This is a genomic window from Streptomyces sp. C (assembly GCF_000158895.1).
GTDB classification, from domain to species: Bacteria; Actinomycetota; Actinomycetes; order Streptomycetales; family Streptomycetaceae; genus Streptomyces; species Streptomyces racemochromogenes.
In genome coordinates this window covers 6,007,906-6,034,724 of record NZ_GG657750.1, presented here as the reverse complement: position 1 = coordinate 6,034,724, position 26,819 = coordinate 6,007,906, and the positions used below count along the sequence as shown (strand labels likewise).

Annotated in this window: 24 protein-coding genes and 1 pseudogene; 5 read left to right on the top strand and 20 right to left on the bottom strand. The window is 73.6% G+C overall.

Annotated elements, in window-relative coordinates:
* Positions 1–4: 4 nt before the first annotated feature.
* Positions 5–2,266 carry a bifunctional salicylyl-CoA 5-hydroxylase/oxidoreductase gene (locus tag SSNG_RS27205; protein WP_007267142.1) on the bottom strand — a complete coding sequence of 754 codons (2,262 nt, stop codon included), beginning with the start codon at positions 2,264–2,266 and terminating at the stop codon, positions 5–7.
* A 4-nt stretch (positions 2,267–2,270) separates the two neighbouring features.
* Positions 2,271–3,098 (bottom strand): enoyl-CoA hydratase family protein, encoded by an 828-nt coding sequence (locus SSNG_RS27200; RefSeq protein ID WP_007267141.1) that lies wholly within the window; start codon positions 3,096–3,098, stop codon positions 2,271–2,273.
* Positions 3,099–3,316: 218 nt separating this feature from the next.
* On the opposite strand from SSNG_RS27200, the gene SSNG_RS27195 reads away from it, so the two are divergent.
* Positions 3,317–3,766 carry an ATP-binding protein gene (locus SSNG_RS27195; RefSeq protein WP_007267140.1) on the top strand — a complete coding sequence of 150 codons (450 nt, stop codon included), beginning with the start codon at positions 3,317–3,319 and terminating at the stop codon, positions 3,764–3,766.
* 52 nt (positions 3,767–3,818) lie between these two features.
* Here SSNG_RS27195 and argF read toward each other — a convergent pair whose 3' ends face one another.
* The 8 genes from argF to SSNG_RS27155 all read right to left on the bottom strand — a co-directional run bounded on the left by argF (position 3,819) and on the right by SSNG_RS27155 (position 13,235).
* Positions 3,819–4,829 (bottom strand): ornithine carbamoyltransferase, encoded by a 1,011-nt coding sequence (gene argF / locus SSNG_RS27190; RefSeq protein ID WP_007267139.1) that lies wholly within the window; start codon positions 4,827–4,829, stop codon positions 3,819–3,821.
* A gap of 104 nt (positions 4,830–4,933) precedes the next feature.
* A complete protein-coding gene (locus SSNG_RS27185) occupies positions 4,934–6,160 on the bottom strand; it encodes an arginine deiminase (RefSeq protein WP_042802019.1) in 1,227 nt (408 codons plus the stop codon).
* Positions 6,161–6,215: 55 nt separating this feature from the next.
* On the bottom strand, positions 6,216–6,719 hold the full coding sequence (locus SSNG_RS27180) for a hypothetical protein (RefSeq protein ID WP_007267137.1): 504 nt from the start codon (positions 6,717–6,719) through the stop codon (positions 6,216–6,218).
* Between the two features lie 164 nt (positions 6,720–6,883).
* The gene (locus SSNG_RS27175) at positions 6,884–9,484 is read right to left on the bottom strand and encodes a polynucleotide kinase-phosphatase (protein WP_007267136.1); all 2,601 of its coding nucleotides are present in this window, start codon (positions 9,482–9,484) and stop codon (positions 6,884–6,886) included.
* Complete coding sequence (locus tag SSNG_RS27170; RefSeq protein WP_007267135.1) at positions 9,481–10,995, bottom strand: 3' terminal RNA ribose 2'-O-methyltransferase Hen1; 1,515 nt, start codon at positions 10,993–10,995, stop codon at positions 9,481–9,483. The genes SSNG_RS27175 and SSNG_RS27170 overlap by 4 nt, the downstream gene beginning before the upstream one ends.
* A gap of 115 nt (positions 10,996–11,110) precedes the next feature.
* Positions 11,111–11,341 (bottom strand): hypothetical protein, encoded by a 231-nt coding sequence (locus tag SSNG_RS27165; protein ID WP_007267134.1) that lies wholly within the window; start codon positions 11,339–11,341, stop codon positions 11,111–11,113.
* Between the two features lie 90 nt (positions 11,342–11,431).
* Positions 11,432–12,298, bottom strand: coding sequence for a homocysteine S-methyltransferase (mmuM, locus tag SSNG_RS27160; RefSeq protein ID WP_007267133.1), 867 nt, complete (start codon positions 12,296–12,298; stop codon positions 11,432–11,434).
* Between the two features lie 10 nt (positions 12,299–12,308).
* Positions 12,309–13,235 carry an LLM class F420-dependent oxidoreductase gene (locus SSNG_RS27155; protein WP_007267132.1) on the bottom strand — a complete coding sequence of 309 codons (927 nt, stop codon included), beginning with the start codon at positions 13,233–13,235 and terminating at the stop codon, positions 12,309–12,311.
* Between the two features lie 688 nt (positions 13,236–13,923).
* On the opposite strand from SSNG_RS27155, the gene SSNG_RS27150 reads away from it, so the two are divergent.
* The gene (locus SSNG_RS27150) at positions 13,924–14,205 is read left to right on the top strand and encodes a hypothetical protein (RefSeq protein ID WP_007267131.1); all 282 of its coding nucleotides are present in this window, start codon (positions 13,924–13,926) and stop codon (positions 14,203–14,205) included.
* Between the two features lie 86 nt (positions 14,206–14,291).
* Here SSNG_RS27150 and SSNG_RS27145 read toward each other — a convergent pair whose 3' ends face one another.
* From SSNG_RS27145 to SSNG_RS27130, 4 genes and pseudogenes are all read right to left on the bottom strand, one after another.
* Complete coding sequence (locus SSNG_RS27145; RefSeq protein WP_007267130.1) at positions 14,292–14,780, bottom strand: DUF6099 family protein; 489 nt, start codon at positions 14,778–14,780, stop codon at positions 14,292–14,294.
* A gap of 122 nt (positions 14,781–14,902) precedes the next feature.
* Complete coding sequence (locus SSNG_RS27140; RefSeq protein WP_128637170.1) at positions 14,903–15,298, bottom strand: nucleotide pyrophosphohydrolase; 396 nt, start codon at positions 15,296–15,298, stop codon at positions 14,903–14,905.
* Positions 15,295–16,530 (bottom strand): annotated as a pseudogene (locus tag SSNG_RS27135) (ATP-binding protein). The gene SSNG_RS27140 and the pseudogene SSNG_RS27135 overlap by 4 nt, the downstream one beginning before the upstream one ends.
* Before the next feature lie 226 nt (positions 16,531–16,756).
* A complete protein-coding gene (locus tag SSNG_RS27130) occupies positions 16,757–17,155 on the bottom strand; it encodes a cell division protein SepF (RefSeq protein WP_007267127.1) in 399 nt (132 codons plus the stop codon).
* 98 nt (positions 17,156–17,253) lie between these two features.
* Here SSNG_RS27130 and SSNG_RS27125 point away from each other — a divergent pair, with 98 nt between their 5' ends.
* The 3 genes from SSNG_RS27125 (at position 17,254) to SSNG_RS27115 (ending at position 19,681) form a co-directional block, all read left to right on the top strand.
* On the top strand, positions 17,254–17,916 hold the full coding sequence (locus tag SSNG_RS27125; RefSeq protein WP_128637168.1) for a TetR/AcrR family transcriptional regulator: 663 nt from the start codon (positions 17,254–17,256) through the stop codon (positions 17,914–17,916).
* Between the two features lie 43 nt (positions 17,917–17,959).
* Positions 17,960–18,697 (top strand): DUF2470 domain-containing protein, encoded by a 738-nt coding sequence (locus SSNG_RS27120; protein ID WP_042802017.1) that lies wholly within the window; start codon positions 17,960–17,962, stop codon positions 18,695–18,697.
* A 63-nt stretch (positions 18,698–18,760) separates the two neighbouring features.
* The gene (locus SSNG_RS27115; RefSeq protein WP_007267124.1) at positions 18,761–19,681 is read left to right on the top strand and encodes an NADP-dependent oxidoreductase; all 921 of its coding nucleotides are present in this window, start codon (positions 18,761–18,763) and stop codon (positions 19,679–19,681) included.
* Between the two features lie 114 nt (positions 19,682–19,795).
* Here the strand turns inward: SSNG_RS27115 and SSNG_RS27110 are convergent, their stop codons facing one another.
* From SSNG_RS27110 to SSNG_RS27085, 6 genes are read right to left on the bottom strand one after another with little or no spacing between them, the layout of a single operon-like run.
* The gene (locus SSNG_RS27110; protein WP_007267123.1) at positions 19,796–21,118 is read right to left on the bottom strand and encodes an LLM class flavin-dependent oxidoreductase; all 1,323 of its coding nucleotides are present in this window, start codon (positions 21,116–21,118) and stop codon (positions 19,796–19,798) included.
* Between the two features lie 48 nt (positions 21,119–21,166).
* Positions 21,167–22,135 carry an ABC transporter permease gene (locus SSNG_RS27105; protein ID WP_007267122.1) on the bottom strand — a complete coding sequence of 323 codons (969 nt, stop codon included), beginning with the start codon at positions 22,133–22,135 and terminating at the stop codon, positions 21,167–21,169.
* Complete coding sequence (locus SSNG_RS27100) at positions 22,132–22,953, bottom strand: ABC transporter ATP-binding protein (RefSeq protein ID WP_007267121.1); 822 nt, start codon at positions 22,951–22,953, stop codon at positions 22,132–22,134. The genes SSNG_RS27105 and SSNG_RS27100 overlap by 4 nt, the downstream gene beginning before the upstream one ends.
* A gap of 6 nt (positions 22,954–22,959) precedes the next feature.
* Complete coding sequence (locus SSNG_RS27095) at positions 22,960–24,003, bottom strand: ABC transporter substrate-binding protein (RefSeq protein ID WP_007267120.1); 1,044 nt, start codon at positions 24,001–24,003, stop codon at positions 22,960–22,962.
* Positions 24,004–24,018: 15 nt separating this feature from the next.
* The gene (gene ssuE / locus SSNG_RS27090; protein WP_007267119.1) at positions 24,019–24,564 is read right to left on the bottom strand and encodes an NADPH-dependent FMN reductase; all 546 of its coding nucleotides are present in this window, start codon (positions 24,562–24,564) and stop codon (positions 24,019–24,021) included.
* Positions 24,565–24,599: 35 nt separating this feature from the next.
* The gene (locus tag SSNG_RS27085; RefSeq protein ID WP_007267118.1) at positions 24,600–25,541 is read right to left on the bottom strand and encodes a TauD/TfdA family dioxygenase; all 942 of its coding nucleotides are present in this window, start codon (positions 25,539–25,541) and stop codon (positions 24,600–24,602) included.
* Between the last annotated feature and the right edge of the window lie 1,278 nt (positions 25,542–26,819).

Below are 26,819 nucleotides of genomic sequence, written 5' to 3'. Positions count from 1 at the left end.
TGAGCTACCCCTTGCCGGTCGGGGGCTTGCGGCTGCCGGCGCGGTAGGGGGCGGGCCAGGGGGCGCCGGGGCCCGCGTAGCCCTGCTCGGCGGCCGCGTGCAGCGTCCAGTGCGGGTCGTACAGGTGCGGGCGGCCGAGCGCGCAGAGGTCGGCGCGGCCGGCCAGCAGCAGGGAGTTGACGTCGTCCCAGGAGGAGATCGCGCCGACGGCGATGACGGGGACGCCGAGGGCGTTGCGGATCCGGTCGGCGTAGGGGGTCTGGTAGGAGCGCCCGTACTCCGGGGCCTCCTCGGCGACGACCTGTCCGGTGGAGACGTCGACGGCGTCGGCGCCGTGGGCGGCGAAGGCGGCCGCGATCCGTTCGGCCTCCTCGGGCGTGGTGCCGCCGGGCGCCCAGTCGGTGGCGGAGAGGCGGACCGTCATCGGCCGGTCCTCGGGCCAGACCTCGCGGACGGCGTCGAAGACCTCCAGGGGGAAGCGGAGCCGGTTCTCCAGGGGGCCGCCGTAGGCGTCGTCGCGGTGGTTGGTGAGCGGGGAGAGGAACCCGGACAGCAGGTAGCCGTGCGCGCAGTGCAGTTCCAGCAGGTCGAAGCCGCAGTCCGCGGCCCGTACGGCGGCGGCCGCGAAGTCGGAGCGGATCGCGGCGAGGTCGGCCGCCTCCAGGGCGCGCGGGACGGCGGACACCCCGGCCCTGTAGGGCAGTGCGGAGGCGGCGACCAGGGGCCAGTTGCCGTCCGGGAGCGGTTCGTCCATGCCCTCCCACATCAGCCGGGTGGAGCCCTTGCGGCCGGAATGGCCGAGCTGGACGCCGAGGGCGGTACCGGGCGCGGAGGTGTGGACGAAGTCGGCGATCCGCTTCCAGGCGGCCGCCTGCTCCGTGGTCCACAGGCCGGCGCAGCCCGGGGTGATGCGGCCTTCGGCGCTGACGCACACCATCTCGGTCATGACCAGCCCGGCTCCGCCGAGGGCCCGTCCGCCCAGGTGCACGAGGTGGAAGTCGCCGGGGACGCCCTCCTCGGCCGAGTACATGTCCATCGGCGAGACCACGACGCGGTTGCGCAGGGTGAGGCCCCGCAGGGTGAACGGGGTGAACATGGGCGGGGTTCCCGTGCCGTCGGCGTTCTCGGGGCAGCCGAAGTCGCGTTCCACCGCCCGGGTGAACCGTTCGTCGCGCAGCCGCAGGTTGTCGTGGGTGACGCGGCGGCTGCGGGTGAGCAGGTTGAAGGCGAACTGCCGGGCGGGCTGGTCCACGTATCCGGCGAGGTCCTCGAACCAGCGCATGCTGGCGGCGGCGGCGCGCTGGGTGCTGGCCACGGCCGGGCGCCGCTCCTCCTCGTAGGCGGCGAGGGCGGAGGGGACGTCGGGCCGGCGGTCGAGGGCCTCGGCGAGGGCGAGTGCGTCCTCGACGGCGAGTTTGGTGCCGGAGCCGATGGAGAAGTGAGCGGTGTGCGCGGCGTCGCCGAGCAGCACGACGTTGCCGTGCGACCAGTGTGCGTTGACGACGGTGCGGAAGCGGGTCCACGCCGAGCGGTTGCCGCGCAGCGGGCGGCCGTGCAGGGCCTCGGCGAAGGTCTTGGCGCAGCGGGAGGCCGATTCGGCCTCGTCGCACAGGTCGAGGCCGGCCGCCCGCCACACCTCTTCCCGCATCTCGACGATGACGGTGGAGGAGTCGGGGGCGTACGGGTAGCCGTGCAGCTGCATGACCCCGTGTTCGGTCTCGGCGATCTCGAAGCGGAAGGCGTCGAAGGCGAAGTCGGCGGCGAGCCAGACGTACCGGCAGCGTCCGGGGGTCTCGGTGGGCCGGAAGTGCGCGGCGCCGCGCGCGCGGGTGGTGCTGTGCACCCCGTCGGCGGCGACCACCAGGTCGTGGGCATCGGCGAGGGCGAAGGCGTCGGGGGCTTCGGCGCGGAAGCGCAGGCGTACGCCGAGGCCGGCGCAGCGTTCGTGGAGGACCTCCAGGAGCCGGCGGCGGCCGAGGGCGGCGAAGCCGTGGCCGCCGGAGGTCAGCAGCCGGCCGCGGTGGACGACGTCCACGTCGTCCCAGCGGACGAACTCGGCGGCGAGGGCGGCGTGGACGACGGTGTCGGCGCGTTCGATGCCGCCGAGGGTCTCGTCGGAGAGCACCACGCCGAAGCCGAAGGTGTCGTCGGGGGCGCCCCGTTCCCAGAGCTCCACCGTGTGCCCCTGGCGGGCCAGCAGTGCGGCGGTGTAGAGCCCGCCGGGTCCGCCGCCGACGACGGCGACGCTCAGGGTGCTCTCGGACATGCGGCTACCTGCCCTTCCACTCCGGGGGCCGTTTCGCGGTGAAGGCGGCGTGGAACTCGGCGTAGTCCCGGCCGTTCATCAGCAGGGCCTGGGTGTTGGCGTCGAGTTCCACCGAGGCGGCCAGGGGCATGTCGAGTTCGGCGGTGAGCAGGGCCTTGGTCTGGGCGTGGGCGAGGGCGGGGCCGGCGGCGAGGCGGGCGGCGAGTTCGGCGGCGCGGGCGTCGGCCTTGCCCTCGTCGACGAGTTCGCTGAGCAGGCCGATCCGTTCGGCCTCGGCGGCGCGTACGGGCTCTCCGAGCATCAGCAGCCGGGTGGCGTGGCCGAGGCCGACGACGCGGGGCAGCAGGTAGGCGGCGCCCATGTCGCCGCCGGAGAGGCCGACGCGGGTGAAGAGGAAGGCGAAGCGGGCGGAGGGGTCGGCGATCCGGAAGTCGGCGGCGAGGGCGAGGACGGCCCCGGCTCCGGCGGCCACCCCGTGCACGGCGGCGATCACCGGGAAGGGGCATTCGCGGATGGCGCGGACGACCTGGCCGGTCATCCGGTTGAAGTCGAGGAGCTGGGCGGTGTCCATGGCGAGCGTGGCGCCGATGATCTCGTCCACGTCCCCGCCGGAGCAGAAGCCCCGGCCCTCGCCGGCGAGGACGAGGGCGCGCACGGAGCGGGTGCGGGACAGTTCGGCGAGCAGATCGCGCAGGTCGGCGTAGGCGCCGAAGGTGAGCGCGTTCAGCTTCTCGGGGCGGTCGAGGGTGACGGTGGCGACGCCGTCCTGCCGGCTCACCCGCAGGTGGCGCCACCGTTCGGTCTCTGGTGTGGAACCGGTGAAGGGGCTCACACCGTCGAAGCTATCACCGAATCGTGACCGTCGTCAGAGAAACGCGACAAGTGCTCACCCCTGCGGCGGTACGGCGCGGTACGGCGCGGCGCGGCGCACGGGCCGAAGGTCCCCGGTCCGCCCCCGCCCCTGGTCCCCCGGCGTTGCGCCGGGGTGCCCTACGGAGGCTCCGGCCCGGTCCGTATCGTTGAATCCAGGACTTCCCCCCCTGCCCCCTCATGGAAGGACGACCCGCCGTGGACGACACCTCCGCCTGGCGGATCGCCCTCCCGCACACGACCGCCGCCGTACCGATGGCCCGCGCCCTGATCCGCACCGCACTCACCGCACTCACCGACCTCGACCGGTGGCCCGACAGCGACACGGCGGAGCTGCTGACCGCGGAGCTGGTGGCCAACGCCGTCGAGCACACGGCCGAGGGGGACCCGATCGAGCTGGTCGTGGAAGTGGGGGCGGGCGGCTGCCAGGTGGAGGTGCACGACGGCGATCCCGGGCCGCCGGGCGACCTCACCGCCGGCCGCCCCGGGCCGCAGCCCGACCCGTGGCAGGAGGGCGGCCGCGGGCTGCTGCTGATCCGGGCCCTCAGCTCGGCCTGCGGCCACCGGCCCACCGCGCGCGGCAAGGCCGTCTGGTTCACCCTGCCGAGCCGGGCGACGGCGACCGCCTGAGCCTCCGTCACCCCGGGGCCGCAGCCCGCAGCCCGCATGAGTATGCGGCCGACTACGCGGCGGGGTCGGCGAGCGTCGCGACGAGGACGGCCTTGATGGTGTGCAGCCGGTTCTCGGCCTCGTCGAAGACGACGGAGTGCGCGGACTCGAACACCTCGTCCGTCACCTCCAGCGAGTCCAGGCCGTGCCGCTCGTGGACCTCCCGGGCCACCTTGGTGCCCAGGTCGTGGTAGGCGGGCAGGCAGTGCAGGAACTTCACGTCCGGGTTCCCGGTCGCGCGCAGCACGTCCATGGTGACGGCGTACGGGACCAGGGCCGCGATCCGCTCGTCCCAGACCTCCTTGGGCTCGCCCATCGAGACCCAGACGTCCGTGGCCACGAAGTCGGCCTGCGCCACGCCCTCCGCGACCTCCTCGGTCAGGGTGATCCGGGCCCCGGCGGCGGCGGCGAGCTCGCGGGCCCGCGCCACGACGTCGTCGGCCGGCCAGTAGGCCTTCGGCGCGACGATGCGCACGTCCATGCCCAGCAGGGCGCCGGTCACCAGGTACGAGTTGCCCATGTTGAAGCGGGCGTCGCCCAGGTAGGCGAAGGAGATCCGGTCCAGCGGCTTGGTGCTGTGCTCGGTCATGGTGAGGACGTCGGCCAGCATCTGGGTGGGGTGCCAGTCGTCGGTGAGGCCGTTGAAGACGGGCACGCCGGAGTGGGCGGCCAGCTCCTCCACGGCCTCCTGGCTGTCACCCCGGTACTCGATGCCGTCGAACATCCGGCCGAGCACCCGTGCCGTGTCCCGGACGGACTCCTTGTGGCCGATCTGGGAGCCGGAGGGGTCGAGGTAGACGGTGTGGGCGCCCTGGTCGGCGGCGGCGACCTCGAAGGCGCAGCGGGTGCGCGTGGAGGTCTTCTCGAAGATCAGCGCGAGGTTCTTCCCCTGGAGCCGGCGCCGCTCGGTCCCGGCCTTCTTGGCCGCCTTGAGTTCGGCCGCGAGCTCGACGAGGCCGCGGAACTCGGCGGCGGTGAAGTCGAGCTCCTTGAGGAAACTGCGGCCGAAGAGGTCGGTGGCCATGGGGACGCTCCAGAGTGGCGCTGACAGGGGATGCTGGAAGTCTATACGATCCTCTGCATTGATATACGGAACAGTGGATCACGTCACACGTCACACGCCGGCCGTCACACCGCGTCCCGCTCCACCGGGCAGCTCATGCAGCGCGGGCCGCCCCGGCCGCGCCCCAGCTCGCTGCCGGGGATCTCGATCACCTCGATGCCCTCCTTGCGCAGGTGGGTGTTGGTGGTGACGTTGCGCTCGTAGGCGACGACCACCCCCGGCTCCACGGCGAGCACGTTGCACCCGTCGTCCCACTGCTCGCGCTCCGCCGAGTGCACGTCCTGCGTGGCGGTGAGCACCCGGACCTTGTCCAGGCCGAGCGCTGCCGCGATGGCCCGGTGCATGTGCTCCGGCGGGTGGTCGCTGACCCGCAGCTCGCCCGCCCCCTCGCCCGGCCGGATCGTGTAGGAGCGCAGCATGCCGAGCCCGGCGTACTGAGTGAACGTATCTGCGTCGACCATCGTCATCACCGTGTCCAGGTGCATGAACGCCCGCCGCTTGGGCATGTCCAGGGCCACGATGACGGAGGCCGAGCCGGCCGCGAACAGGCCCCGGGCGAGCATCTCCACCGCCTGCGGGGTGGTCCGCTCGCTCATCCCGATCAGCACCGCGCCGTTGCCGATGACCAGGACGTCCCCGCCCTCGATGGTCGAGGGGTAGTCGGCCTGGCCCTGCGACCAGTAGTGGAAGGCGCCGGAACCGGTGAACAGCGGGTGGTGCCGGTAGATCGCCTCGAAGTGCACGGTCTCGCGCTGGCGGGCGGGCCAGCGCATGGCGTTGATGGACACCCCGTCGTAGATCCAGGCGGAGGTGTCACGGGTGAAGAGGTGGTTGGGCAGCGGCCCCAGCAGGAAGCCGTCCATGTCGAGGGCGTGGAAGCGCACCGACACCGGTTCGGCGTGCCGTTCCAGGTACTCCCTCTTGGTCATCCCGCCGACCAGGGCCTCCGCGAGGGCGGCGGAGGGCAGCCCGTCGAAGACCGCGCGCAGGTGGTCGGTGGCGAGCGGGCCGTACTCCTTCTCGTCGAAGACCCGGTCCAGTACGAGGTGCCGCGCCTCGGGGACGTCGAGCGCCTCGCGGAGCAGGTCGCCGAAGAGGTGCACGGCGACACCGCGGTCGCGCAGGACGTCCGCGAACCCGTCGTGCTCCTGGCGGGCCCGGCGCACCCACAGCACGTCGTCGAAGAGCAGGGCGTCCTTGTTGCTTGGTGTGAGCCGCTTCAGCTCCAGGTCGGGCCGGTGGAGGATGACGCGGCGCAGCCGCCCGGTCTCGGAGTCGACATGGAATCCCATGCCGTACACATTCCCAGACCGGGCGGCTTTGCGACCCCGCCTCGGCCGACCCCGGTCAGCGCAGGCCGAGAAGTGCCGTCGGGGTGCCGATGACGTCCGGGGCGGCCAGGCCCAGCTTCGGGACGGCGAGGTTGGGGACGCCGTTGTTGCTCGCGTCCGGCATCGTCAGCGGGGCGCCGACGACCGCACCGGGAGTGCGGGTGAGCAGGGTGGTGGCCGGGGACTCCAGGGAGCCCTCGCCGTCCGTCTCGGGCTCGCCCATCAGGTTGGGCACCGCCGAGGCGACACGGGTGGCCCCGAGGTCGGCGGCGATCGGGACCACCGGGAGCAGTGGGGTGGGCAGCAGGTCGCCCTGGTGGAACCGGGGCGCCTCCGGGGCGCCCACCAGCGGCACCGGGACCCCCGTCGCCAGGTGCGGGGCCGGCACGCCCAGCGTGGTCTCCACCGCCTCCAGCGGGACACCCACCGGGACCGAGTCGGCCACGGCCGGGGAGGCCGCGCCGGCCGCGGCCATACAGGTCATGAGCGCCGCAATGCTTCCGCGCGCGGTCATCTTCATAGGTGACGTTCCGTCCTTCCTGGGTCGCGGACACTCCGCTGCCCTGGATGAACGATCCCGCCGCCCCTTTCCCCGGGCTTCCGCAGGAAAGTTCCCCCATACGACCTAATTCGAGGCCGTACGGGGGCTCCCGCTTTACGCCCCGCCCTGACCCGTGCGCGGGGTCACAGGCGCGGGTCGACCGGCTCCGATTCCAGGGCCAGCACCGCGAACACCGGCTCGTGGACCCGCCACAGAGGCTCCCCCGCCGCCAGCCGGTCCAGCGCCTCCAGGCCGAGCGCGTACTCGCGCAGCGCGAGCGAGCGCTTGTGCCCCAGGAACCTGTGGCGCAGCCGCTCAAGCTGCTCCGGACGCGCGTACTCCGGCCCGTAGATGATCCGCAGGTACTCGCGCCCGCGGACCTTCACCCCGGGCTGGACCAGCCGGCCCCCGCCGTCCCGGGCGTACGCCTGGAGCGGCTTGACGACCATGCCCTCCCCGCCGGCGGCGGTCAGCTCCAGCCACCACTCGGTGCCCGCGCGGACGGACTCCTCGTCGCCGGTGTCCACGTACACCCGGCGGGTGCGGCGCAGCAGCGGCGCGTCCTTGCCCCCGTCGGCGTCCACGAGGCGGTCCAGCCAGGCGAGCTGCTCGTCGTGCGGTACGGCCGCCAGCGACCGGCCGGCCGCGGCGAGCAGCTGGAACGGCGCGAAACGTACGCCGTCCAGCCCGTCGGTGCTCCAGCAGTAGCGCCGGTACGCCTCGGTGAACGCGGCGGCGTCGGCGGCCCGTCCGCGCTGGCGCTCCAGCAGCGCACCGGTGTCCACGCCCCGGGCCGCGGCCGCCTCCAGGGCGGCGACGGCCTCGGGCAGGACGGCCCGGGAGGCGGCGCCCACGGCCGCGTACTGGTTGCGGAGCAGGCCCGTGGACTTCAGGGACCAGGGCAGCAGCTCCCCGTCGAACAGCAGCCAGTCGGTGCCGAGTTCCTCCCACAGGCCCGCGCGGTCGACCGCCGTGCGCAGCCGGGCGAGGAACTCCTCGGTGAGCTCCGGGTCCGGGAAGAACGGGCGGCCGGTGCGGGTGTAGAGGGAGCCGGTGGGGCCGTCCTCGACGCCGAACCGCTCGCGGGCCGTGTCCGCGTCCCGGCACAGCAGGACGGTGGCGCGGGAGCCCATGTGCTTCTCCTCGCACACCACCCGGCCGATGCCGTCGGCCCGGTACTGGGCGAAGGCCTCGGCGGGGTGCTCCAGGAAGCCCCCATCAGCGGCTCCGCCGCGGGCCTCCTCCTGCGAGGCGGCCGTCGGCGCCATGGTCGGCGGCAGGTAGGGCACCAGCCGGGGGTCCACCGCGAAGCGGCTCATGACCTCCAGCGCGGCGGCCGCGTTCTCCTCGCGGACGCCGACGTTACCCAGGTGGCGGGTCTCCACGACCCGGCGGCCGTGGACGTCGGCCAGGTCGAGCGGGCGCCCCTCGTGGCCTCCCGGCACCTCGGCGGCGAGCGGCTTGACCGGCTCGTACCAGACCTTCTCGGCCGGTACGTCGACCAGTTCGCGCTCGGGCCAGCGCAGGGCGGTCATCCGGCCGCCGAAGACGGCGCCGGTGTCGAGGCAGATGGTGTTGTTGATCCAGGTGGTGTCCGGGACCGGGGTGTGGCCGTAGACCACGACCGCCTTGCCGCGGTAGTCCTCGGCCCACGGGTAGCGCACCGGCAGGCCGAACTCGTCGGTCTCGCCGGTGGTCTCGCCGTACAGGGCGTGCGAGCGGACCCGGCCGGAGGTGCGGCCGTGGTACTTCTCGGGCAGCCCGGCGTGGCAGACGACCAGCTTGCCGCCGTCGAGGACGTAGTGGCTGACCAGGCCGGCGATGAACTCCCTGACCTCCTTGACGAACTCGTCGCTCTCGCGGGAGAGCTGCTCGACGGTCTCGGCGAGGCCGTGGGTCTGCTGGACCTTGGACCCCTTGAGGTAACGGCCGAGCTTGTTCTCGTGGTTCCCGGGCACGCACAGGGCGTTGCCGGACTTGACCATGCCCATCACCCGGCGCAGCACGCCGGGGCTGTCGGGCCCGCGGTCGACGAGGTCGCCGACGAAGACGGCGGTGCGGCCGGCGGGGTGGACGCCGTCCTCGTAGCCGAGCTTGGCGAGCAGGGTCTCCAGCTCGGAGGAGCAGCCGTGGACGTCGCCGACGATGTCGAAGGGGCCGGTGAGGTGGGTGAGGTCGTTGAAGCGCTTCTCCAGCACCACTTCGGCGGAGTCGGCCTCCTCCACCGTGCGCAGGACGTGCACCTTGCGGAAGCCCTCGCGTTCCAGGCCGCGCAGGGAGCGGCGCAGCTCGGAGCGGTGCCGCTGGATGACGCGGCGGGGCAGGCCGGCCCGGTCGGGGCGGGTGGCGTTGCGCTCGGCGCAGACCGACTCGGGCATGTCGAGGACGATCGCGATGGGCAGGACGTCGTGCTCGCGGGCCAGGCGGACGAGCTCGCGGCGGGACTCCTTCTGCACGCTGGTGGCGTCCACGACGGTGAGCCGTCCGGCGGCGAGCCGCTTGCCGGCGATGTAGTGGAGGACCTCGAAGGCGTCCTTGCTGGCGCTCTGGTCGTTCTCGTCGTCGGCGACCAGCCCCCGGCAGTAGTCGGAGGAGAGGATCTCGGTGGGCTTGAAGTGCTTGCGGGCGAAGGTGGATTTGCCCGATCCGGTGGCGCCGACGAGGACGACGAGGGACAGGTCGGTGACGGGGAGCACGCGGTGGGCCTTGCGGTCGGCCGTGCGGTCGGTGGTGGGGGTGGTCATGCTGCCTCGCCCTCCTTCGGGGTCTCGGTGGCGGCGGTCTCGGTGGCGGTGGTGAAGACGGCCATCTGGGTCGGGGCTCCGACCTCGGGGTCCTCGTCGCCGACGGGTACGTGGGCCACGGTGTAGCCGTGCCGGCCGGCGACGCGGGCGGCCCAGGCGCGGAACTCCTCGCGGGTCCACTCGAAGCGGTGGTCGCGGTGGCGGACGTGCCCGGCGGGCAGGGACTCCCAGCGGACGTTGTACTCCACGTTCGGCGTGGTCACGAGGACCGTGCGGGGGCGGGCCGCGGCGAAGACGGCGTACTCCAGCGCGGGCAGCCGGGGCAGGTCGAGGTGTTCGATGACCTCGCTGAGCACGGCCGCGTCGTAGCCGGCCAGCCGCTTGTCGGTGTAGGCGAGCGAGCCCTGGAGCAGCCGGACGCGGGAGCTCTGGCGCTCCCCCATCCGCTCCAGCCGCAGCCGGCGGGCGGCGATGGTCAGCGCCCGCACGGACACGTCGACGCCGAGGACCTCCGTGTACGCCGGGTCCTTGAGCAGCGCCTGCACGAGGTGCCCCTCGCCGCAGCCGAGGTCGAGCACCCGCTGGGCTCCGGCCTCGCGCAGTGCGCCCAGGATCGCGTCCCGCCGGCGCACGGCGAGCGGGACGGCCCGCCCCGGTGCGGCGGGGGCTTCGGGGGCCGCGTCGGCGCCGTCCGGGACCGCGTCCACGGCGTTGTCGAGTTCCTCGGCCTCGCTCCCGTCCGCCTCGGCCAGCCGGGCCAGTTCCAGGCGCTCCATGGCGTCGCGGGTGAGCTCCTTGCGGCGGGCCAGGTAGCGGGCGGTGATCAGCGCGTGCTCGGGGTGCCCGGCCAGCCAGCCGTCCCCGGCCCGCAGCAGCTTGTCGACCTCGTCGGGGGCGACCCAGTAGTGCTTGGCGCCGTCGAGCACCGGCAGCAGCACGTACAGCTGGCGCAGGGCGTCCTCCAGCCTGGCCCCGCCCTCCAGCACGAGCCGCACGTAACGGCTGTCGCCCCATTCCGGGAACCGCTCGTCCAGCGCGATCGGCGTGCTCTCCACCCGGTCCCAGCCCAGCGGGCCGAACAGGCGCCGCACCAGCTCCGGGCCGCCCCGGGCGGGCAGCACCGGGATCTCGATCCGCAGCGGCAGCGACCGGCCCGGCAGTTCGGGGCGCAGGGCGCACTGGCCCTTGAGGGCGGTCCGGAAGACCCCGCTGAGCGCGACGGCGAGCAGCGAGGAGGCCGCGTACGGGCGGTCGTTGACGTACTGGGCGAGGGCGGCGTCGGGCGCCCCGCCCCGCCCCTTGCCCTGACCGCGCCGGACGAGCGCGACGGGGTCCACCTCGAGCAGCAGCGCCGCCGTGCACCGTTCGGCCGTGGCCTCCGGGTAGAACACGTGGGCGGTGCCGTGCGAGGTGGAGAAGGCCTGCGCCCTGCCGGGATGCTTGTGCAGCAGGAATCCCAGGTCAGTGGCCGGATTCTCCGTCGTGCCGGTGGTGCTGATCGTCAGGAACATGCGCTCCAGCATGACCCGGGCACCCCCGCCGGTGCGAACGGATTTCCGGGCGGCGGCCGGCCCGCCCCTGCAGGTGTTCCGGCCGCCGCCCGGGAGGGCCTCCCATGGGGTCGGGTCAGCGCTGCTTGGGGATGTTCAGCGGGCGGCCGATGTGCCAGTGCGGCTCGGTGCCGCTGTACGGGCACAGGTAGGCGATCCGCTCGTGCTGCCACGGCTGGATCCGGTGCATCTCGCTCGCGGCGTGTTCCGCCGCGGCCTCGGTCGCGAACTGCTTCTTCTCCCCGCACGCCCTGGAGCGGGTGATGCGGCGCCTGGCGGCGGCGCCCGTCCTGCTGGTGCGCTTCATCTGTCCTGCCTATCCCAGCAGGAGCCGCCCAGAAAGGGCCTTCACCCGATCGAGTGATAGTCAGCCGCAGCCCCTTGCCTTCGCCCCGGATCACGCCAGACGCGGCCCCAGTGCGGCGATGCGGTCCGGGCCGATGCGGCAGCAACCCCCGACGAGCCGGGCGCCGGCCGCGCGCCAGGCCTCCACGGGCCAGGGGGCGGGAGCGGCGGGGGCGTTCCAGCTGCCGGTGGCGGCGTCCCAGACGGAGCCGTCGTTGGGGTAGGCCACCAGCGGCTTGGCGGTGACGGAGGCGGCGGCCGCGAGGGCGGGCAGCACCTCGGCGGGATCACAGCAGTTGACGCCGACCGCGATCACCTCGGGGGCGGCGGCCGCCAGGGCGAACGCCTCGGCGAGGGGCTGGCCGGCCCGGGTGCGGCCGCCCGCGACGGTGTACGTGAGCCAGGCGCGGGCGCCCGTCCCGGCGAGCACCCGCAGCAGGGCCCGCGCCTCCAGGACGTCCGGGACGGTCTCCAGCGCCAGGAGGTCGGGGCCGGCCGCGAGCAGCGCCCCGATCCGGGGCCGGTGGAAGGCGACCAGCTCCGCCTCGGTGAGCCCGTACCGGCCGCGGTACTCGGAGCCGTCCGCCAGGAGCGCCCCGTACGGGCCCACCGAGGCGGCCACCCAGACCTCCCGGGCGGCGGCCCGGGCGGCCGCGCCGGCCACCCGCACGCTCCGCTCCAGCAGGTCCGGCTCGTGGCCGACCTGGTAGCTCGCGGTGATCAGCACCTCGGCGCCGGCCCGGACGTACGCCGTGTGGGCGGCCTGCACCTCGCCGGGGCGCTCGGCGAGCACCCGGCCCGTCCACATCCCCCCGGACAGGTCGCAGCCCTGGTCGGCGAGCTGGTTGCTGAGCCCGCCGTCCAGGAGCACGGCCCTGCGGGCCAGGGTGTCGGCGAGCGGGCCGGTCGCACGGGGCACGGCGGCGGTCCTACCGGCCGAGCTGGGGCAGGACGCGGGCGGAGATCAGCTCCAGGTGGTCCAGGTCGCCGAGGTCGAGGAGCTGGAGGTAGACGCGCGAGGAGCCGATGGCGGAGTAGGTGCCGAGCTTCTCGACGACCTCGTCCGGGGAGCCGGCCAGGCCGTTGGCCTTCAGCTCGTCGACCTCGCGGCCGATGGCGGCGGCCCGGCGGGCGACCTCGGCGTCGTCCTTGCCGACGCACACCACCAGGGCGTTGGAGTAGACGAGTTCGTCCGCCTTGCGGCCGGCCCGGGCGGCGGCCTCCCGGACCCGGGCGAACTGCCGCCGGCTGTCCTCCACCGAGGCGAACGGCATGTTGAACTCGTCCGCGTAGCGGGCGGCGAGGCGCGGGGTGCGCCGCGCGCCGTGGCCGCCGACGAGGATGGGCACCTTGGCCTGGGCGGGCTTGGGGAGCGCCGGGGAGTTCTCCACCTGGTAGTGGACTCCGCGGTGGTCGAAGGTGGCGCCGGGCTCGGTGGCCCACATCCCGGTGACGATGGCCAGCTGTTCCTCCAGCCGGGCCATCCGCTCAGCGGGGAAGGGGATCCCGTACGCCTTGTGCTCCTCCTCGAACCAGCCCGCGCCGAGGCCGAGCTCCACCCGGCCCCCGGACATCTGGTCGACCTGAGCCACCTGGATCGCGAGGACGCCGGGCAGCCGGAAGGTGCCGGCCGTCATCAGCGTGCCCAGCCGGATCCGCTTCGTCTCGCGGGCCAGACCCGCGAGGGTGATCCAGGCGTCCGTGGGACCCGGCAGGCCGTCGACGGAGCCCATCCGCAGATAGTGGTCCGACCGGAAGAACGCGTCGAAGTCCAGGTCCTCGGTGGCCTTGGCGACGGTCAGGAGGGTCTCGTAACTCGCACCCTGCTGCGGTTCGGTGAAAATGCGAAGATCCATGCTCCCCATCCTGCCCGTCCCACCCCTGCCGGGTGGTCGGCGGTTGACTTGCTTGTTGGCCGTGGCCGGCCGTCGGCTACCTCGTGCGGGTGAGCGGGAGCCGATGGCACGCGGTGGGAGGAAGCGGAAGCCGAAGCGTGCACTGCGCGCGCCGGCCGAGCCGTTCACCGTGTCCGCTCCCGCAGGTGCGCGGTTCAGGGATCGTCTGCGTGTCCGCCGAGGAAGCCCGGGTCAGGCGCGCCCTCGGACACGGGGCACGGTGTCGGCCAGGTGTGACCGCACACGACCAGAGGATCGTCGTGCGGAAAGCTGCCGGCCAGACCGTCCCCCACCCGAGGGCGCGCGGGACCGCGAGCCCGCCAAGGACCACGGGCACGCCCCACCAGGGCACCAGGACCTGCCGGGACCAAAGTGACCGCCTCGCGCTGCTCTCCGTTTCCCAAGACCGTTCGGGGAGACAACCGGCCGGCCCGGTTGACGGCGATCCGGCCGACAGCGGCCAACATCGCTAGGAATGGTGAATCTTCGTCAACCGGAAGGGCCGCCCCCCGCCCCGCCAGTGACCAGCGCCGATGGGGATCGTTGGCTCGGACGGAGCCGGACCGCCCGGCCCGCGCGCCGGCGGCCTCCCGCCGATGCGTCCACCGCCCCCTTCCGCACCGGAAGGGCCAGGGCCGAGGAGGCCGCCATGTCCCACGAGTCCGCGCCAGAGCATCCCGGACAGACCGGACAGGCAGCACACGATCACGCACGCCAGGAGTCCCCGGCACCCGCCCAGGGCGGTGCGCCGAAGGGCCTGCTCCAGCAGATGGAGGAGCTGATGGCGGCGCTGAACGCCGACCTCTCCCAGCTCGACGCCGACCTCCAGCACGCCGGGGACCGCACCCTCCCGGCCGCGCCGACGGCCCCCGGCGGCGGCGCGTACGAGGGCGAACTCCGCTCCGACCGCCACTCCGACCGGTCCTTCTGACCGCGCGGGGGTCCCGTCGCACGCGGCGGGATCCCCCACCGCGCACCCGCCCGGCCGCACATCCGCCCGCCCGGGCCCGCTCCGGCTCAGCTCACGCCCGACGCCGAGCCCCGCTCGCGTACGGACGCCATCCGGCGCAGCAGTCCCCGTACCCGGTCGCTCGACTCGTCCGCCGCGTCGATCGACTCTATGCACTGCCAGTACAGGCCTTCGTCATCCGTCGCGCAGGCCACCCCGACGAGGGCTATGCCGACCTCGCCGAGCAGCTCCTGGAGCCCGAGCAGCGCCTGCCGTATGTCGGCCGTCCCGGTGAGCTGCGCCGCCCTGGGCGGCTGTTCGGGCGGTCTTCCCTCGCCCCGCAGGGCCGCGCGGTCGATGACCCCGCACCCTCTGCCGCCTGCTTCCCCCAGTCCCCGTGCCTCCGCTCTCAGCTCCGGTGGCCCGGCGACCGCCAGCCAGCCCCCCATGCCCTGGGCGAGCGCCTGGGCCTGCCAGGCCTCGCCCACGATGTCCCATGCCTCCCCGCTCCGCGCCAGCGCGTGCCGGCCGGCCGCGATGAGCCGTACCGCATCCATATGCCGTCCCCCGTCCGCACGACATCCCGCCGTTCTCCACTACCCAGAGTGAAGGCAACGAGCCAGTAAAGCCAGGGGTATTCGGAAATCTGTGGACACAAACATGGTTGTGGACGACGTCATCACTCCGAAGAGTGACGATCTGGTGTCGAAGTACCGGTTACCGGGAAGCGGTGCTCGTTCCTCTCGATCTTCGCGGCCAGCGCATCCAGCACATCAACCCCGACGACCTCACAGAACTGCAGCAGGTACGCCATCACGTCGGCGACCTCGTCGGCCACTCTGTGTGCGCTTTCGGGCTTTTCCATGACCGTCGCCGACTGTTCCGGAGTCAGCCACTGGAAGATCTCGACCAGTTCGGCGGCCTCCACGCTCAGGGCCACGGCCAGGTTCTTGGGCGTGTGGTACGGGGCCCAGTCCCGGGCGGCCGCGAAAGCGGCCAGCCGTCGCTGGAGTTGGTACAGGCGTTCGTCCCGCCGGGGCGGGGGCCCGTCACCCGTGGGTGCTGCGTCGTTCATGGGGACAGGTCTACCACTGAGACGCCCGGTACCCCGCGTCCGGTTCCCGCGGTGTCCTCGCCGACCGCCGCCACCAGTCTGATGTGCCCGCGCGCGCCGGACAGCTGGGCCAGCCGCAGCAGTTCGGCGGCCTGCCGGCGGTCCAGCCCCCGGTCCAGGCCGTCGGCGAGGACGGTGAGGGCCTGGCGGGCGGAGAGCAGCTCGGCGGCCGGGTCCACCTCCAGCACCCCGGGTCCGGTGAGCAGGACCAGGGCCAGGGCCAGGAAGCGCAGTTCGCCCGCGCCGAGCCGGTCCAGGCCGGTGGCGGGGCGGCCCGGGCCGCGGTCCAGCACGGCGGCCACGAGCCCGGCCCCTCCGGCGGCGGCCCGTACGTCGAGCCCCGCCACCGGCCCGGCGCAGCCGGTCCGCGCCGCCCCGGCCCAGCAGCGCGTGGCGGGTGCCGCATTCGTGGCGGGTCCGGCGCAGCACGTCGGCCAGGTTCCCGCAGTCGGTGCGCAGCCGGCCCTCGCCGGCCGGGACGGGCGCCCGCATCCGGCCGGGGTCCGGGTCGCAGGCGAACACCGCGCGCAGGGCCACCACCACCTGCTCGGCGGCGGCCAGCACCCGGCGCTGGCCCGCCGTGGACCCGGCGACGCGCAGCGGCAGCAGGCCTGTGCCGAGGCGGTCGTCGGGCATCGGCGCGCGGGTCACGCCCACGGTGCCGCCGGTGAACCAGGCGGCCTCGAGGGTGTGCCGGCGCGGGTCGCGCAGGGCGGTGGTGAGCAGGATCCGGCCGTCCTGGGCGAGTCGTTCGCCGGCGATGCGCAGCACGGGCTCGGTCTGGACCGCGAGGTCGAGGCGGACGGGGCCGCAGGGGCCGTCGACGGTGCAGCCGAGGCGGAAGCCGCGCCGGCCGCCGCCGTCGGGGAGGGCCCGCTCGGGCACCCGGGACCCGGGGTCGGGGAAGGCCTCGCGCAGGGTGGCCCCGGAGGCGAGGGCGGCCAGTGCCCGGTAGGCGTCCAGGGCCTGGGTCTTGCCGCTGCCGCTGGGTCCGGTGAAGAGGGTCACGGGGCCCAGCGGGAAGGCGGCCGCCCGGTGCGGCCCGAAGGCGGAGAGCCGCAGCTCGGTGACGGCGGGCCGGGGCGGTCCCGCGTCGGCGGGCACATCGCCGGAGGGGGTGGCTCCGTCGGCACGCGGCGGCGTACCGGGGGCGGGGCCGGCATCGGTGGGGCGGGCATCGGTGGGGCAGGCATCGGCGGGCCCCGCATCGGCGGGGCCGGCACCGGCGGGAGCGGGCTCGCCCCGGGGGTGTCCGCGTAACGGGCTGTCAGCCGCGACTGCTGGGGCCGGCGGCGTACCGGTCGGGGCGGCGGCGGGGCGGCGGGGCCCCGCCGCGTCCAGGGTGGCGTCCATGGCCGGACGGTACGGTCCGCCCGGGTGCCGGGGTGCCCGCCGAACCGTTCCGCCGCCGCGACCTTCCTACGATCGGGGGACGGCCGCGGCCGCGATCCCCTCCACCTCGGTCCCGACCGGGGCCAGCAGGAAGACGTTGCGGTCGACCCGGTGCATGCCGCTGCCCAGGCCGAAGACCACACCGCTGCTGAAGTCGAGGATCCGCTTGGCCACTTCGCTGTCCGCGCCGGTGAGGTCCAGCAGTACGGGGATCTGCGCGATCAGGTACTCGGCCACCTCCCGCGCGTCGGCGAAGATCTGAACCCGGATCACCACGAAGCGCCGCTGCTGTTCCGCCGCGGCCGCTCCGGGGGCCTTGGGGATGGTGCGGTGGTCCACCCGGGAGGGCCATTCGTTGCGACTGCGCAGCGGCACCACCTGCGCGAGTCCCTCCCACTGCTCGTCGGTGACGTCGTACCTGCTCACCGGGCCGCCTCGGCCGTGCGCTTCATGTGCATCCACCCATCCTCTCGTGTTTCACCCGTTCAGCCCAACACCGACACGAAGCACGTAGGGTCGCCGCCATGACCAATGGCGACGAGGTCCGCACGTTGAGCGACACCGCGGGCTCGGGGCCCGCCCCTCACGGCACCGGGGGGACCGGCGGGGCCGTGCGGCCGCTGCGCCGCGAGGACGCGATCCGCAACCGCGTGCAGATCCTCGCCGCCGCGGAGCAGTTGTTCACCGAGCGGGATCCGCGCGGCGTGACGATGGACCACATAGCCAAGGCGGCCGGCGTCGGCCGGGCCACGCTCTACCGCCGGTTCCCCGATCCGGCTTCCGTGGCCGCGGCGCTGCTCGACGAGCACGAGCGGGCCCTGCGCGGGCGGCTGGCGTTCGGCCCGCCGCCGCTGGGCCCGGGCGCTCCGCCGGCGCAGCGGCTGGCCGCCTTCTACGCGGCGGCCCTGGAGCACCTGGAGCGGCACCTGCCGCTGGTGCTGGGCATCGGGCCGGGCCCGGCCCGGTTCGCGGGCGGTACGTACCGGCACTGGCGGGCGCACGTCCGGGCCCTGCTGGTGGAGGCGGGCGCCGACGATCCCGACGTCAGCGTGGACGCCCTGCTCAGCCCGCTCTCCCCGGAGGTCTACCAGTTCCAGCGGCACACCCTGGGCTTCGCGCCCGCCCGGATCGCCGAGACGCTCGGCCGGCTGGCGCGCGGGGTACTCCCCGACTCACGGATAGGTTAGGTTAGGCATACCTAAGTCAATCTCCGATGAGGGAGAGATCCGCATGCGCCTGCCCGGTGCCCCCGCCGCCACGCCCCCCGCCCGGCCCACCGGGGCCGAACTGGTCCGCTCCGTCCTGGCCGCCGCCCACTCGATGACCGTCGTCATCGACGGCGTGCGCCACGAGGTCCGCAACCTGGACGGCGGGGACGTGCTCGGCCGGCTGCACCTGCACCCCGCCGCGCCCCTCGCCGGACACCCGGCCCCGCTCCCGAACGACGGGCCGCCCGCCATCCGGCTGGAGTTCACCGACATCGCCCCGACACCCGTACGCGACCGGGTGCGCGCCCGCGTCACCGTCCTGGGCCACCTGCTGACCCCCTGGGCCGACGAGGCCTCCGCCCCGGGGACCACCACCTGCGTGGAGTACGGCCGGGCGGTCCTGGAGACCGCGCGGGGAACCTCGTACATCGGGCTGGACGAGCTGGACGAGGCCTGGCCCGACCCGCTGGCCCCCTACGAGGCCGGCATGCTCACCCACCTCCTCGACGACCACCCCGAGCTGGTGACCCTGCTGCTGCGGCTGGTACGGCCGCTGCCCTCGGCCGCCGTCGTCCGCGCACTGCCGCTCGCCATGGACCGGTACGGGATCACCCTGCGCCTGGAGGAGCGCACCGGCCACCGCGACGTGCGCCTGCCGTTCCCCTCCGTCCTCGACGACGTCGACCAGGCGGGCACCCAGATCCAGGCGCTGCTCAGCGCGGCCCGGCGGCGCTCGCACCGCAACTCCCTCCCCGCTTGAGGATCGCTCGAACCGGGGTGTCGACCCGGAATTCCCGCCGCGACCCGCTCCGTTGTGGCGTACATGAAGGCAATCACCTACAGCGGTTACGGAACTCCCGCCCGACTTGAGCTCGTTGAGGTACCGGAGCCCAAGGTCGGCCCGGGGGAGGTCCTGATCCGGGTCAAGGCCGCCGGGGTCAACCCGGTGGACTGGAAGCTCGCCGCCGGATACCTCGACCCGATCCTCGAAGTCCGCTACCCCGTCATACCCGGCTGGGACGTGGCCGGAGTCGTCGAGGCCGTCGGCCCCGACACCTTCGACTTCGCCGTCGGCGACGAGGTGTACGGGTACGTCCGCAAGGAGTGGGTCGAGCTCGGCACCTACGCCGAGCTCATCTCGGCCCCCGTGCGGACGCTGGCCCGCAAGCCGCGCGCCCTGACCTTCGAGGAGGCCGCGGGCATCCCGCTGGCCGGCCTCACCGCGTACCAGTCCCTCACCCGCGTGGGCGTCAGGGCCGGCGAGACCGTCGTCATCCACTCCGCCGCGGGCGGCACCGGCTCCTTCGGCGTGCAGATCGCCGTCGCGCTCGGTCTGCGCGTCATCGGCACGGCCGGCGCGCACAACCACGACTACCTGCGCTCGCTGGGTGCCGAACCCGTCCTGTACGGGGACGGCCTCGCGGACCGGATCCGCGAGCTCGCCCCCGAAGGCATCGACGCCGGGCTGGACTTCTTCGGTGAAGGCGCAGTGGACATCCTCCAGTCGCTCGTCAAGGAGCGCAGCCGGGTGGTCTCCATCGCCGATTACGAAGCCGCCGCCAAGGGCGCGCACCAGCTGTGGGTGCGCCCGGACACCGCCGACCTGACGTTCCTGGCGGAACTCGCCGACACGGGCGGGCTCACGGTCAACGTCGAGCACGCGCTGCCGCTCGCCGAGGCCGCGAAGGCCTGGGAGCTGAGCGCCGCGGGCCGCACCCGCGGCAAGATCGTCCTGACGGTCTGAGCACGGCCCCGGCACGGGCCGGGCGCGTTCGGGGCCGCGTGCGGTCGGCCCCGGACGCACGGGCGCGGGCCCCGGGGCACGTGCTCCGGGGCCCGCGCGGTGTGCCTCCGCCGCCTACCGGGTGTGGCGGTTGACGGGGCGCGGCAGGCCGTAGTTCTCGCGCAGGGTGCGCCCCTCGTACTCGGTGCGGAACAGCCCCCGGTCCTGGAGGACCGGAACGACCTGGTCGACGAAGTCGGTGAGGCCGGTGGGCAGCACGGGCGCCATGATGTTGAAGCCGTCGGCCGCGCCCTGGGTGAACCACTCCTCCAGCTGGTCCGCGATCTGTTCGGGGGTGCCCGCGAAGACGCGGTGGCCGCGGCCGGCGCCGAGGCGCGCGATCAGCTCCCGCAGGGTGAGCCCGTCGCGTCGGGCGATCTCGGCGACGAGCGTGAAGCGGCTCTTGTTGCCGTTGATCTCCCGCTCCTCGGGGAGCTCGGGCAGCGGGCCGTCGAGGTCGGCGCCGGTGAGGTCGGTGCCCAGCATCCCCGACAGCTGGGCGAGCCCGTACTCGGGGACCTGGAGCTCGGTGAGCTCCCGCTCCAGGGCCTTCGCCTCGGCCTCGGTGGCACCGATGACGGGGGCGATGCCGGGCAGGACCAGCAGCTCGTCCTCGGTGCGGCCGTAGCGGGCGAGGCGGGACTTGAGGTCCTTGTAGAAGGTCTGGCCGTCGGCGAGGGTCTGCTGCGCGGTGAAGACGGCCTCGGCGTACTGGGCCGCGAACTCCTTGCCGGACTCGGACGAGCCGGCCTGCACGAGCAGCGGGTACCCCTGCGGGGAGCGCGGCACGTTGAGCGGGCCCGCCACGCCGAAGTACTCGCCCTTGTGCGCGGCAGGGTGGAGCTTGTCGGTGTCGGCGTAGATGCCGCGCTCCTTGTCGAGGACGATCGCGTCGTCCTCCCAGCTGTCCCAGAGCTTGGTGGCGACGTCGAGGAACTCGCGGGCCCGGTCGTAGCGCAGCCCGTGCTCCAGGTGCTCCTCCCGGTTGAAGTTGCGGGCCTCGTCGAGGGTGCCGGAGGTGACGATGTTCCAGCCGGCGCGGCCGCCGCTGATGTGGTCGAGGGAGGCGAACTTGCGGGCGAGGTTGTAGGGCTCGTTGAAGGTGGTGGAGACGGTGGCGATCAGGCCGATGTGCTCGGTGACGGCGGCGATGGCCGAGAGCAGGGTGATCGGCTCGAAGCCGCCGAGGGCGTTGTAGCGGGCCTTGCCCCACAGGGCCACGCCGTCCGCGAAGAAGATCGAGTCCAGCCGTCCGCGTTCGGCGGTGCGGGCCAGCTCCTGGAAGTAGCGCACGTCGGTGACGCGCTCGGGGCTGCTGCCCGGGTGCCGCCAGGCGGCGTCGTGGTGGCCTGCGTTCATCAGGAAGGCGTTGAGGTGGAGGGTGCGGGGTGCGGGCATGTCTGTTCCCTGGGTCGGGCGGGTGGGGGCGGGGCTCCGGGCGGGAGGTCAGGCGGGGACGCGCCAGAGGCTGAGGCGGCGTTCGACCGCCACCAGGACCTGGTTGAAGGCCACGCCGATGGCCGAGATCGTGACGATCCCCGCGTACATCTGCGGAATGGCGAAGTTGAACTGCGAGGCGTTGATCAGGTAGCCGAGCCCCGCCTTGGCGCCGATCATCTCGGCGGCCACCAGGACCAGGATCGACACCGCTCCGGCCAGCCGGATGCCCGTGAAGACGGCCGGGACGGAGGCCGGCAGGATCACCTTCTGGAAGAGCCTGGGCGTCGACAGGTCCATCGAGCGGGCCAGCCGGACCAGGGTGGGGTCCGCGTTGCCGACGGCGCTGATGGTGTTCAGCAGGATCGGCCAGACGCAGGCGTAGACGACGATCGACACCTTCGAGGTCTCCCCGATGCCGAGGAGCAGGACGAAGACGGGGAGCAGCGCGAGGGCCGCCGTGTTGCGGAACAGCTCCAGCAGCGGGCCGAGGAAGGCCGCGACGGGCCGGTACCAGCCGATGAGTAGCCCGAGCGGGACCGCCACCACGACGGCGATGGCGAAGCCGCCGAAGGACCGGGTGAGGCTGGCCCGGGCGTGCTCGCCCAGCTGGCCGTCGCCGAGCAGCTCCCACCAGGCCCGGGCCACCTCGCTGACCGGGGGCAGGAAGGTGGCGTCGACCAGGCCGAGCCGGGGTGCGGCCTCCCACACCGCGAGCAGGGCGAGGATCGCCGCCGACCGCAGCAGCGAGGCCCGCAGCCAGCGCAGTACGGGCACCGCCCGGGCCGGCCGGCGGACGGCGGGTGCGGCAGGGGCGGGGGTGGGTGCGGCGGCGGCGGTGGCGGGGACCGCCGGGCGCGCCCCGTCCCGTACGGCGTCCGGGGCCGCGGGGGCGGGGGCGGCGGGGACGAGCGTTCCGGCCCCGGCGCGGGAGGCGGTGGCGGTAGCGGCGGTGGCGGTGGGTGTGTCGGTGCTCATGCGGCGGCCTCTTCCTTCTCCAGTTGCTGGGCGCGGGCCACCTCGTCGTGGAGCAGGCTCCAGATCTCGTGGCGGTAGCGGGCGAACTCCGGGCTGGAGCGCAGGTCCTCGCCGGTCGCCCCGGTGAGCCGGTCGCCGAGCGAGACCTGGACGACCTCCTTGACCCGGCCCGGCCGGGAGGTGATGACCGCCACCCGCTGCCCGAGGTACACGGCCTCCTCGATGCCGTGCGTGATGAAGACGACGGTCTTGCCGGTCCGCTGCCAGATGCGCCGCAGCTCGTCCTGGAGGGACTCGCGGGTCTGCGCGTCCAGCGCGGCGAAGGGCTCGTCCATCAGCAGCACGTCCGGGTCGTACGCCAGCGAGCGGGCGATCGCGACCCGCTGGCGCATACCGCCGGAGAGCTCGTGCGGATGCCGGTCCTCGAATCCGCCGAGTCCCACCAGGTCCAGGAACTCCCGGGCCTTCGCCGCCCGTTGTCTGCGCGGGACGCCGGTGGCCTCCAGGCCGAACTCGACGTTGCCGAGCGCGGTGCGCCAGGGCAGGAGCGCGTACTGCTGGAAGACGATGCCCCGGTCCAGCCCCGGACCGGTGACGGGCGCGCCGTCGAGCAGGATCCGGCCGGAGGTGGGCCGGGTGAGGCCGCCGAGGAGGTCCAGGAGGGTGGACTTGCCGCAGCCGCTGGGGCCGACGACGACCAGGAACTCCCCCGCCGCGATCTCCAGGTCGATCCCGTCGAGCGCGGTGAACTCGGCTCCCCTTCCGCCCCCCTTGACCGGGAACGTCTTGGTCACGGACTCGAACACGATCTTGGCCATGCCGGTTCAGCCCTTCCCCTGGCCGTTGAACTCGTTGGTGTACAGGTCAGCGGCCTTGAGCTGGCCGGCCTTGATCTCGCCCCGCTCGCCGAGCCAGTCCAGCCACAGCTGGAACTCCTTGTCCTCGATCCGCCCGTACTGCCCGGCGACCCCGTAGGAGCGCCAGTACTGGAGGGTGGCCGTGTCCTCGTTGCGGCCGCGCTTCTTGACGATCTCGGTCTGGCGGGCGACGACCTCCTCGCGCGGGGTGGTGCGCGACCATTCGATGGCCTTGCCGATGCCGGTGACGAAGGTGCGGACGGTGTCCGGGTTCTGCTTCACGAACTGCTTCGTCATCACGTACGAGCCGGCGCTGAACTTGCCGAGCAGGTCGTAGTCGCTGAACAGCGGCCTGATCCCGCCGGCCGCGAGCGCCTTGTCGCGCAGTACGCCGCCCAGTACGCCGACCTCGATCTGCTTCTGCCGCAGCACCTGCTCGGTGTTGACGGGCGGCACGACGAGCGCCTCGACCTTGGCGGATTCCGCCTTCGATATCCCGTTGCGGCTCAGGTAGATGTCCAGGAGGGCCTGGGAGTGCGCGCCCAGGGTGTTCATGCCGACCTTCTTGCCGAGCAGGTCGCGGGCCGAGCGGATCGGGCTGTCCTCCAGGACGTAGTAGCCGCTGTACGCGTCCTGGTCGACGCCGTAGTAGGAGATGACGGAGGTGATCGGTGCCTTGCTGGCGGCGAGTTTGACGATCGCGCCGTTGAAGGCGCCGCCGAAGTGGATCTGGCCGGTGGCGGCGGACTGGATGTCCTGCGGGCCGCTGATGGTGTTGCCGACCCACTCCAGTTTGAGGTTCCCGAGGTAGCCGAGGTCGGCGGCCAGTTCGGGAAGGGTGACGGCGCCCACGTTGCCCTGGTACTTGAGCGTGGTGACCTGGCCGCCGGGGCTGCCGGAACCGCCTCCGGTGGCGGTGGCCGTGCCGCAGCTCACCGCGGCCGCCGAGATGCCGAGCAGGGTCAGGAACTGGCGCCGGGAACGGGTGGCCGTGGTGGGTGCTGCGGACATGACGGTTCCTCGGGGTTACGGGACGGTGGTGAGGGCGGGGAGGGCGTCGGCGAACTCGTCGACGGCCTGGAAGAGGTCCAGCTCGGCCTCGGGGCGGAGCCGGTCGGGGCCGGCTCCGCGCTCGACGGAGGAGTCCAGGACGAACCGCCCGGCGGTGACGTGCCGGGCGCCGAGGGCCGCGAGGACCGGGCGCAGGGCGTAGTCGATCGTCAGGACGTGGGCGAGGCTGCCGCCGGTGGCCAGCGGCAGTACGGTCTTCCCGGCCAGGCCGTCCTGCGGGAGCAGGTCGAGGAAGGCCTTGAGGAGCCCGGTGTACGAGGCCTTGTAGACCGGGGTCGCGATGACCAGGCCGTCGGCTTCGGCGACGGCCTCCAGGGCGCGGCGGATCTCCGGCTCCCCGCGCCGGGCGGACAGCAGGTCGGCGGCGGGGAGGGTGCGTACGGACAGGTGCGCGGTCTCGAACCCGGCGTGGGCCAGGCGCCGCAGCACGTGGCCGGCGACGACCTCGGTGCGGGAGTGGGCGGAGGGGCTGCCGGTGAGGGCGAGCAACTTGGGCGGCACGGCGTGCTCCGTTCTCGGGCGTGGGGGGGGAGCGGTCAGGCGGTGGTCGAGGCTCCGGACGCGATGCCGAAGGACGGCTCCGGAACGGCTTCGGGGCTGATCAGCCGGGAGGGCACCCCGTCGGGCCCGACCGGGACGTCGCCGTCGACGGTGACCCGGCGCAGGGTGCGCTCGTGATCGTCGGAGTCGTCGACGCCGTAGTGCTGGGTGGCGCGGTTGTCCCAGATCGCGACGTCACCGGCCCGCCACTGCCACCGCACGGTGTTCTCGGGGCTCTCGACGTGCGCCTGGAAGAGGTCGACCAGGACCCGCGAGTCCCGCCCCGTCAGTCCCTGGATCCGCTGCACGAAGTTGCCGAGGAGCAGGGTCCGCTCGCCGGTCTCGGGGTGGACGCGGACCAGCGGGTGCTCGGTGAGGAACGTGGTGGAGGTGAACACCTCCCGGTACTGGGCGAGGGCCTCGGGGAGGGCGTCCGGCTTCAGGGCGGCGTAGTCGTACTCGTTGGAGTGCACGGCCCGCAGCCCGTCGGCGAGCGCCCGCAGCGGCTCGGGCAGGTGGGAGTAGGCGGTGGCGGTGTTGGCCCAGAGCGTGTCGCCGCCGTACGGGGGGATGGTGACGGCCCGCAGGATCGAGAAGGCGGGGTAGGCCGGGACGAAGGTCACGTCGGTGTGCCACTGGTTGGCGCGGGCGCCGTGGTGGGAGTCGATGCCGAGGGCGTACCGCCCGTCGGCGGAGGGCACGGTGGGGTGCGCGACGGGCGTCCCGAGCAGCCGGGCGAAGGCCTCGTGGGAGGCTTCGTCCAGGTGGTCCTGGTCGCGGAAGAAGACGACCTTGTGGGCGAGCAGGGCGGCCCGGACCTCGGCGACTGTCTCGGCGGCGAGGTCGCCGCCCAGGCGGACGCCGCCGATCTCGGCGCCGATGCGGCCGCCGATCTTCGTGACGGTGGTGGCGGTCGTGGTGGCGGTGGCGGTGGCCATGGGGACTCCTCTGGTGGTTATTTCCGCAGCGGAAGAAATGGGCGCAGCAGTAACCCGGACCCGGCGGTACGCCGGGGCTCGGCGGAGCGGTGGTGCGGTGGCGCGGGAGCGGCCGGGGCTGCGCCCCGGGCCCCGGCGGCGATCACGCGGCGGGGGTACGGAGCGGCCGGGGGCCGACGGGTCGGGGGCTCAGGCCCCGAGAAGGGCCGGACAGCGGCCCGGACACCGGCCGGGCGCGCTACAGGGTCCGGAGGTGTGGAGCCGCGGGGCGGGGTACGCGTTCGCGGTCATGACTCGGAGCCTGTCAGCGCCCCCGCCCGGGGTCAACCCCCGCCCCTCCCCCCTGCGCAGCCCCACCCCAGGCCCCTGAGCTGCACCTCTCTCCCCGCGGAACGACGGAAAAGCCCCGGCCGGATTTAAAGGCCCCCAAACGGCACCGCCATTTGGCTCCGGGGGGGGGGGGGCGGCAGGGGCGGGGCAGGGGGACCTGCAACCCCGGCAACCCCGGCGGGGGCGGGGGGCGGTACCCCCTCGGACGGTCTCAGAGAAGCGTGGGGGCTTCCCGTCAGTCCCATCGTCCTTCCGGTTCGGGCCGGTCCCTCAAGGGCGCTCCTTCGTCGCGTCGCTACGCGATCGCCTTCGGCGACCCTTGACCGACCGACCCGAACCGGAAAGCCGAAAGACTGCCGGGAAACCCCCAAAGAAACGGCACGGTCCATGGTGGAGGGACGGGCGTCTCAGGGACCAGGCGAGGGGCCGGGGGCCGGCCCGCCGGGCATCCGGGCCCTCACGTCTGCGATTCCGGGCCGGGGGCGCGGCTACCCGCACGAGAAGGCGAACAGAGCAGCCAGGGAGCCGACAGGCGCAAGAGATCGCTACGCGCTCCTCGAATCTCAGCGTCCGGCGACCGCCTTGGGCTGATACCCGCACGAGAAGGCGAACAGGACGGCCCAGGGAGCCGACAGGCGCGACAGATCGCTACGCGCTTCTCGAATCTCGGCGTCCGACGGCCGCCTTGGGCTGATACCCGCACCAGAGGAGGAATGGGACGGCCCAGGGAGTGGTGGGGCGCGACAGATCGCTACGCGCTCCTCTTGGCTCGGCGTCGAACGGCCGTCTGGGGCCAGGATGGGGGCGCGAAAGGGGCGGACGAAGGCCTTCGGGTCGCGAATCGCCCTTCCTGTAGCACCTTTGGCGGCTTGTCGGAGTCTGCGGGTGTCTTTCTCACCCGCAGACTCCGGCAGAGCACCATCCGACCCCACAACAGCCCACCATATA